The organism is Pseudoalteromonas sp. ND6B (assembly GCF_000764215.1).
Classification (GTDB): Bacteria; Pseudomonadota; Gammaproteobacteria; order Enterobacterales; family Alteromonadaceae; genus Pseudoalteromonas; species Pseudoalteromonas tetraodonis.
In genome coordinates, this window is record NZ_JQFL01000051.1 from 22,355 (window position 1) to 29,454 (window position 7,100).

The 7,100-nt window shown below is 40.4% G+C and carries 6 protein-coding genes; 2 read left to right on the forward strand and 4 right to left on the reverse strand.

Annotation, left to right across the window (positions count from 1 at the left end; translation table 11 throughout):
- Positions 1 to 2: 2 nt before the first annotated feature.
- The 4 genes from ND6B_RS07615 to nadC all read right to left on the reverse strand — a co-directional run bounded on the left by ND6B_RS07615 (position 3) and on the right by nadC (position 4,196).
- The gene (locus ND6B_RS07615) at positions 3 to 914 is read right to left on the reverse strand and encodes a prepilin peptidase (protein WP_033103691.1); all 912 of its coding nucleotides are present in this window, start codon (positions 912 to 914) and stop codon (positions 3 to 5) included.
- 157 nt (positions 915 to 1,071) lie between these two features.
- Complete coding sequence (locus ND6B_RS07610; RefSeq protein WP_033103692.1) at positions 1,072 to 2,301, reverse strand: type II secretion system F family protein; 1,230 nt, start codon at positions 2,299 to 2,301, stop codon at positions 1,072 to 1,074.
- Between the two features lie 114 nt (positions 2,302 to 2,415).
- The gene (locus tag ND6B_RS07605; RefSeq protein ID WP_013465934.1) at positions 2,416 to 2,838 is read right to left on the reverse strand and encodes a pilin; all 423 of its coding nucleotides are present in this window, start codon (positions 2,836 to 2,838) and stop codon (positions 2,416 to 2,418) included.
- Between the two features lie 512 nt (positions 2,839 to 3,350).
- The gene (gene nadC / locus ND6B_RS07600; RefSeq protein ID WP_013465933.1) at positions 3,351 to 4,196 is read right to left on the reverse strand and encodes a carboxylating nicotinate-nucleotide diphosphorylase; all 846 of its coding nucleotides are present in this window, start codon (positions 4,194 to 4,196) and stop codon (positions 3,351 to 3,353) included.
- A 260-nt stretch (positions 4,197 to 4,456) separates the two neighbouring features.
- On the opposite strand from nadC, the gene ampD reads away from it, so the two are divergent.
- Positions 4,457 to 5,002: a 1,6-anhydro-N-acetylmuramyl-L-alanine amidase AmpD gene (ampD, locus tag ND6B_RS07595; protein WP_013465932.1), complete on the forward strand. Its 546-nt coding sequence runs from the start codon at positions 4,457 to 4,459 to the stop codon at positions 5,000 to 5,002.
- Between the two features lie 287 nt (positions 5,003 to 5,289).
- Positions 5,290 to 6,141, forward strand: coding sequence for a beta-lactamase regulator AmpE (gene ampE, locus ND6B_RS07590; RefSeq protein ID WP_033103693.1), 852 nt, complete (start codon positions 5,290 to 5,292; stop codon positions 6,139 to 6,141).
- Positions 6,142 to 7,100 lie beyond the last annotated feature (959 nt).

The following is a 7,100-nucleotide window of genomic DNA, read 5'->3' on the forward strand; positions in this document are numbered from 1 at the left end:
AGTTAATAGCCAATAAAATTAAAATAGCTGTTTTGCAGTTGCGTCCCCCATAGCATAGTGATCCAACCGGCTATTGCTAAGTAAGGGCCAAAAGGAATAGGCGTTGCTTTGTCTTTACCTTGAATACTCAGTAGGGCAATGCCAATAACAGCGCCAACTACGCTTGAGAGTAAAATAATGGTCAATAACGATTGCCAACCCAGCAGTGCGCCAAACACCGCCAGTAATTTAAAGTCGCCATAACCCATACCTTCTTTGCCGGTTATTAACTTAAACAGCCAAAACACGCTCCATAAGCTTAAGTAACCACATGCTGCACCAATAATGGCATCGCTAGGGGTTATGGTATAGCCCATAACTGAGGCGATTAACGCCAGCCATAAAAGCGGTAAAGTAAGCTGATCTGGCAGCAACATGTGATCAATATCAATAAAAGTTAGTGCCACTAATATCCAAGTAACTACTATGTATAATAAAGCCTGCTCAGTTGCGCCAAAAGTGTACGCAACAACTAGGCTTAAAATAGCGGTAATGGCTTCAACGATTGGGTAACGCACTGATATTGGGTTATCACAGGTTGCACATTTACCTTTTAAAAATAACCAACTAAATATAGGGATGTTTTGCCATGGCTTAATGGCTGCTTTGCACTTAGGACAACATGAGTTGGGCTTTACTAAATTAAACGTGTCAGTAGTTTGTGAGGTGGTCTGTTCAGTCTTTGGGCTGGTTAGATCATCGGCTAGTAATAAGCGGCATTCAGTTTGCCATTCTTTTTGCATCATTAGTGGCAAGCGATAAATCACCACATTTAAAAAGCTACCAATACATAAACTCACTAGGCCAATCGTGGTTAAGTAAAACCATAAATGGTTTTGCATCGCGGTGGTGATATCAATAAAAAGACTTTGCATTTATTTTACCTAAAACTAAATTCTGGGTTGATAATACAGTGGTTTTACATAAGTGCAAAGTTAGGGTTTAGGATGTTAGGTTCGAGCGACGGGCAACGGGCAACGGGCCTAGAAACTCGAAACTCGAAGCTCGAAGCTCGAAGTTCGAAGTTCGAAGCTAAATAACTGAACCTAGTTGGAATATAGGTAAGTACATGGCAATAATTAAGCCACCGACTAATACACCGAGTACCGCCATTATTAACGGCTCAAGTAAGCTCGATAGGCCATCTACTGCGTCATCTACTTCTTGCTCATAAATTGTGGCAACTTTAGCCAGCATGCCATCAAGCGATCCTGACTCTTCACCAATGGCGACCATTTGTACTACCATATCAGGAAATATTTTAGAGTTGCGCATTGCCCAGTTCATTTGGTTTCCTGAGCTAACCTCGGCTTTTATTTCCAAAATAGCATAACGGTAAACTGCATTACCGGAGGCACCTGCTGCAGAATCAAGCGCATCTACCAGCGGTACACCGGCTGCAAAGGTGGTCGATAGGGTACGTGCATAACGCGCCACGGCGGCCTTATTTAAAATCATGCCGACAACAGGCAGTTTAAGTATGGCGCGGTCTGTCGCATCCCTGAGCGCTAAGCTTCTAAGTTTTGCTTCTTTAAATACGTAACCAAATACCATCACAGCTAATACTATCATCCACCAATAAGATTGCATGAACTCGGAAATGGCGATTACAAATAAGGTAAAGGCAGGCAGCTCTGCACCAAAGCCATTGAAAATCTCCTGAAATTGCGGTACCACAAATATCAGCAAGATAGAAGTTACAATACCTGCAACCACTAAAACTGATATTGGATAAAACATGGCTTTTTTAATTTTTGATTTCAGCGCCTCTGACTTTTCTTTATATAGCGCAACGCGGTCAAATATTTTATCCAGTGCACCAGATTGCTCACCAGAGGCCACTAAATCGCAATATAATTCATCAAAATAGCGAGGGTATTTTCTAAGTACGTTAGAAAGCGGCAACCCTGCTTTGACTTCATCGCCAATAGCACTCATAAGCTTACTCACGCTTTTATTAGTGGAGCCTGAGCCTATCATTTCAATTGACTGAATTAGTGGTACACCCGCCATCAGCATAGTGGCTATCTGCCTTGTCACTAAAGCAATATCTTTTGGGGTGATTTTTTGTACGCTTTTTATACCAAATATGGGCTTGGCTTTACGCTTTACTTTAGAGGGGGTAATGCCTTGCTTGCGTAATTTTGCTTTGACTAGTGCAATGCTAGATCCCGTAAGCTCGCCCTCAAGCTTCTTACCTCGAGCGCTTACACCTACCCATTGAAAGGTATCAAGGCCTTTTTCTTGCTGCTTTTTTGCCATGAGTGATTTACCTATATTGCTACAACTTGAATCATAAGTCAGTATATTGCAAAAGAGAGATTCTTATGTAAAAAAAAACGCTCTAATGAGCGTTTTTTTAAGTAATATTCAAGGTTAAGCTTGCGGGCAGCTCTTTGGAGCTAAGTCTTTATTTGCAGCTGTTATACCTGTTGTAGCGCATGTCCAAGCGCCTGTAGATGTTCGAGTCCACGTCATTTTAGCCGCAGTACCTATTTGAGTTGGAGCGTTAATAACCGCACAAACTATAGTCGTACTTGTAACCGTGATATCACAGTTTGCAGTTTTAGCTTGAAGGCCTGCTTCTGCTATCGTAGGTGTTGTTCCTGAATTTGCAGCAACCTCAAAACCTGTTTTACCCGCTGATATTTCAGCTAAACCAGCTGTTAACTTTGCACTTGCTTGGTAGTTAGAGTAAGCAGGCAATGCAACTGCTGCTAAAATACCGATGATTGCTACTACAATCATTAATTCAATTAGGGTGAAACCCTTTTGGTTTTGTTGTGTCATTGTTTGCATGTTTCCTCTCCTAAAGGATAATGTTGTGGTAAGCCAAACGGGTATAAGTTTTTAAACTGTAACTTATGTTGTTCACTTAACCTGTTACTACAAAAATAAAATCATTTTGCCAAATTTAGTGCTGTGTTTAAGCGGTAAAAATTTTTCCGCGAAGACACGCACTTTATGGCGGTTATTCGTTAATTTGTCCCTTACTTGAGCATAAACCTAACTATTAAAAGTTAGTTATAACCCGCGTAAGTTACAAGCTAATTATAAAAATAAACCCTATCGCTTATTTTTACTCTGTCCCTTATAAATGCTTTTTCACTCTTTTTAACTAATTAAATATTTAAAACTAGTCAATATGAATGAGTCTAACACTGTTTATTGCGCTTTTGTATGTAAAAACTTTATAAAAAACGCATTAATTTAATAACTTGTTACAAATAGTCCTTTTGGATTATTTAATGCCCTTTTTTAAAAGCTGTCAATCAATTAGCGCAAGAAACTATAAATAGTTTTTACATTATTTACTCAAATCGCATCGATAAATCGATTGATTGTAAATTTTTTGTAAGCGCACCACTTGAGATAAAGTCTACGCCTGCTTGCGAGTATGCTTTTAGTGTTTCTAGGGTCATATTGCCCGACACTTCAAGTTTTGCGCGCTTATTTGTAATGCTAACTGCTTGGCGTATTTGCTCAGGATTAAAATTATCTAACATAATAATGTCGGCACCTGCGTTAATGGCTAGCTCTAGCTCATCAAACGATTCAACTTCAACCTCTATAGGTTTATCGGCATGATTTAGCTTAGCTTGAGTAACCGCGTTATTAATTCCTCCACAGGCTGCTATGTGGTTTTCTTTAATTAAAAACGCATCAAACAAACCAATTCGGTGGTTTGCACCGCCGCCACATTTAACTGCATACTTTTGCAGCGCTCTAAGCCCTGGAATGGTTTTACGGGTATCGAGTAGTTGCGTGCTAGTGCCACTTAACTCTTTTACATAGTGCGCTGTAGTTGTGGCCGTACCAGAAAGCGTTTGTACAAAGTTAAGTGCGGTGCGCTCGGCTGTTAAAATAGCGCGAGCAGAACCTGATGCGGTAAATAAAGTGCTATTGGCACTGACAAAGTCGCCATCGTTCACACATATATTTACAACCACGCTTGGGTCGACTTGTTTGAACACTTCAATGATTAGGTCTTTACCACAAAAGATGCAGTCTTCACGGGTGATCACTTTCGCATGGGCTTGCTCTGCTTGAGGAATAAGCTGTGCGGTAATATCGCCTTGTTCAGCGCTTTGGTAATTTAGATCTTCATCAAGTGCTAAGGTAACAAGTTGACTAATTAGGGTATGCGAAATAGACATGAAAAAGCTCATAATAGATAATAAATTAACTAAATTTTACTCTGTTTAATTACTAAATAGAAGCAGCTAACAACTAAACTAATCAGCCAGCGCTTAATTTACACGTTGATCATATTTTATCGTTTAGTATTACGCTATCTTTATAGGGTTAAATCTATTAGCATCTTGATATACATCAATTTTGGTTGATTAACCTGAGCGCTGCGAACTACGGGAAACGGGCTATGGGCAGCGGGCTACATAAGTTTTAAATAAATAGTATGAAAATAGATTCTTTAGGCGTTATAAATAATATTAACCAGCGGGCGTGTAGCCATTTTGACGAGCGACCTGCTCAGTGCGATATTTCGCTGTTGGTTATTCATAATATTTCATTGCCCGCAGGGCAGTTTAACACTCCGCACGTTGATGATTTATTTATGGGGTGTATTGATTGTAATGCGCACCCTAGCTTTACTGATTTAGCAGGGATTAAGGTGTCAGCGCATTGTTTTATTAAGCGCTGCGGCGAAGTTATACAGTATGTGCCTTTTGAAAAACGTGCATGGCATGCGGGGCGCTCTTGCTTTGCTGGGCAACAAAATTGTAATGATTTTAGTATAGGTATAGAGCTTGAAGGCACAGATACAACTAACTATACCGATGCGCAATATCAAAGTTTAGCAGCATTGACGCAGGCTATTATGCAGCGCTATCCAAAAATAACAGCCAGTAATATAGTTGGGCATTGCGATATAGCCCCTGGGCGAAAAACCGACCCTGGAGCGAGTTTTAACTGGCGTAAGTTTTTTAACCTAATTAAATAACTAGGGTCTGTTGACCTTTCAAGGTTAAATTTGCAGCAGTCTGTTTGGTATTTAGGCAAGGCAGCGCCTATGTGGTGTGGTTATTCCCCATAAATAGGCGATAACGTAGCATCAATACCAAACAGGCGCTGCCCTTCGGGTTCTGCCTAGGGACGATTTACTCTTTGTTGCTCGGTTTTGACTTAGCCCACTAGGTTACAAACCTCGCGCCGCGATTAAATCGCCCCTAGTTTGAACAAATTATAATCCGCAAAGGTCAACAGACCCTAAATTAAGCGAGTAACAACATGATTTTGGTTTCAATAATAATAGCACTGATACTTGAGCGTTTAGGTGCTCGCTCTGCGCATTGGCAAATGAGTTATTACGCTAATGGCTACTTAACTCGCTCTGTTAATTTATTGACCAATAAAGGGTTATTTGGCACGGCTACGGGGTTTTTAATTTGGCTATTACTGCCTGTGATTGCTGTTGGGTGTGTGTATTTTTTATCTGACTTTGCACTTTGGCAACTTGTTTTTAATGTGGCGGTGTTACTCGTTTGTTTTGGTTGTGCTAAGCAACGCGCTTTATATAAATCGTATTTAAATGCATTGACCCGAGGGGATCAAACCGCTGCGTCTTTGTATGCTTTGCAATTAGGGCAAAAACGCACAGAGGAGCAACAAGGCGGCGAAACCTTAGGGCAAACGCTGGCTTGGGTTAATTTCAGGTTTTATTGCGCGGTTATATTTTGGTTTGTGGTATTGGGCGTTGCTGGTGCTGTTTTTTATGCATTAGTACGTACCTTTGCCGACTTAGTGAGTGACAACCGCGATGAAGTTATTGCTAAGCATTTTAAACTTATCCACCGTTTACTATTTTGGCTTGATTGGCTCCCAGCGCGTATTACCAGTTTTGGCTATCTAGTGATTGGTAACTTTAATAAAGGAACTAGCTGTTGGCTTCATTACGTGTTTGACTTTTCAAGCCCTAATCGCAAGGTGGTTACTTATACTGCATTGGCCGCCGAGCAAGTTGAAGAGCGCTATTATGGTTGCACCTTTGAAGCCACCTGTATGATCAAACTGGTTAAGCGAAATGTACTTTTTTACTTAGTGTTAATTGCCTTGATGACTTTATTTGGTGGTTTAAGTTAAAGAGCAGGGATTAGGTTCTAGGCACTAGGGTTTACTTTTGCTTCTCATTTACTCTCATTGTCTTCTCTTTGTGTAATAGTTTTTAAGTAATTTATTTACCACAGAGAATGCTGAGTACACAGAGGAAGTGACAATCAATGGTTGTTCCCTCTGTGGGGCGCGAAGCGCTTCTGTGCCCTCTGTGGTTCAAAAAATAAATATTAGATCTCTGGCTTTAGGTTCTAGGGGTTACTTCACTTTGGCTTCTCATTTACCCCCATTATCTTCTCTTTGTGTAATAGTTTTTAAGTAATTTATTTACCACAGAGAATGCAGAGCACACAGAGAAAGTGACAATGAATGGTTTTTCCCTCTGTGGAGCGCGAAGCTCCTCTGTTCCTCTGTGGTTCAAAAAATAAATATTAGATCTCTGGATTTAGGTTCTAGGCACTAGGGGTTACTTCACTTTGGCTTCTCATTTACCCCCATTATCTTCTCTTTGTGTAATAGTTTTTATGTAATTTATTTACCACAGAGAATGAAAAGCACACAGAGTAAGTGACAATGAATGGTTGTTCCCTCTGTGTAGCGCGAAGCGCCTCTGTGCCCTCTGTGGTTCATCTGGATTTAGGTTCTCGGCACTAGGGGTTACTTCACTTTGGCTTCTCATTTACCCCCATTATCTTCTCTTTGTGTAATAGTTTTTAAGTAATTTATTTACCACAGAGAATGCAGAGCACACAGAGAAAGTGACAATGAATGGTTGTACCCTCTTTGGTTCAGAAATAAATATATTTGGTGTTTGGTTTTAGGTAGAAACTAAGCGCCGTGCTTAGCTTAGTGTGGGCGGGCTGCGAGCAACGGGGAACGGGCTTAAAACCTTTAACTTCTAACCTAGACCCTAAACATGCGCGAGGTAAATTCTCACTTACAATATAAAAGTATGTTTATATTAGGTGCTATGTTTTATCCTACTGCCG

Coding starts and splice junctions, on each gene's coding strand:
- ND6B_RS07605 (WP_013465934.1), bottom strand. CDS start 2,838: ATGCAAACAATGACACAACAAAACCAAAAGGGTTTCACCCTAATTGAA.
- nadC (WP_013465933.1), bottom strand. CDS start 4,196: ATGTCTATTTCGCATACCCTAATTAGTCAACTTGTTACCTTAGCACTT.
- ND6B_RS07610 (WP_033103692.1), bottom strand. CDS start 2,301: ATGGCAAAAAAGCAGCAAGAAAAAGGCCTTGATACCTTTCAATGGGTA.
- ampE (WP_033103693.1), top strand. CDS start 5,290: ATGATTTTGGTTTCAATAATAATAGCACTGATACTTGAGCGTTTAGGT.
- ampD (WP_013465932.1), top strand. CDS start 4,457: ATGAAAATAGATTCTTTAGGCGTTATAAATAATATTAACCAGCGGGCG.
- ND6B_RS07615 (WP_033103691.1), bottom strand. CDS start 914: ATGCAAAGTCTTTTTATTGATATCACCACCGCGATGCAAAACCATTTA.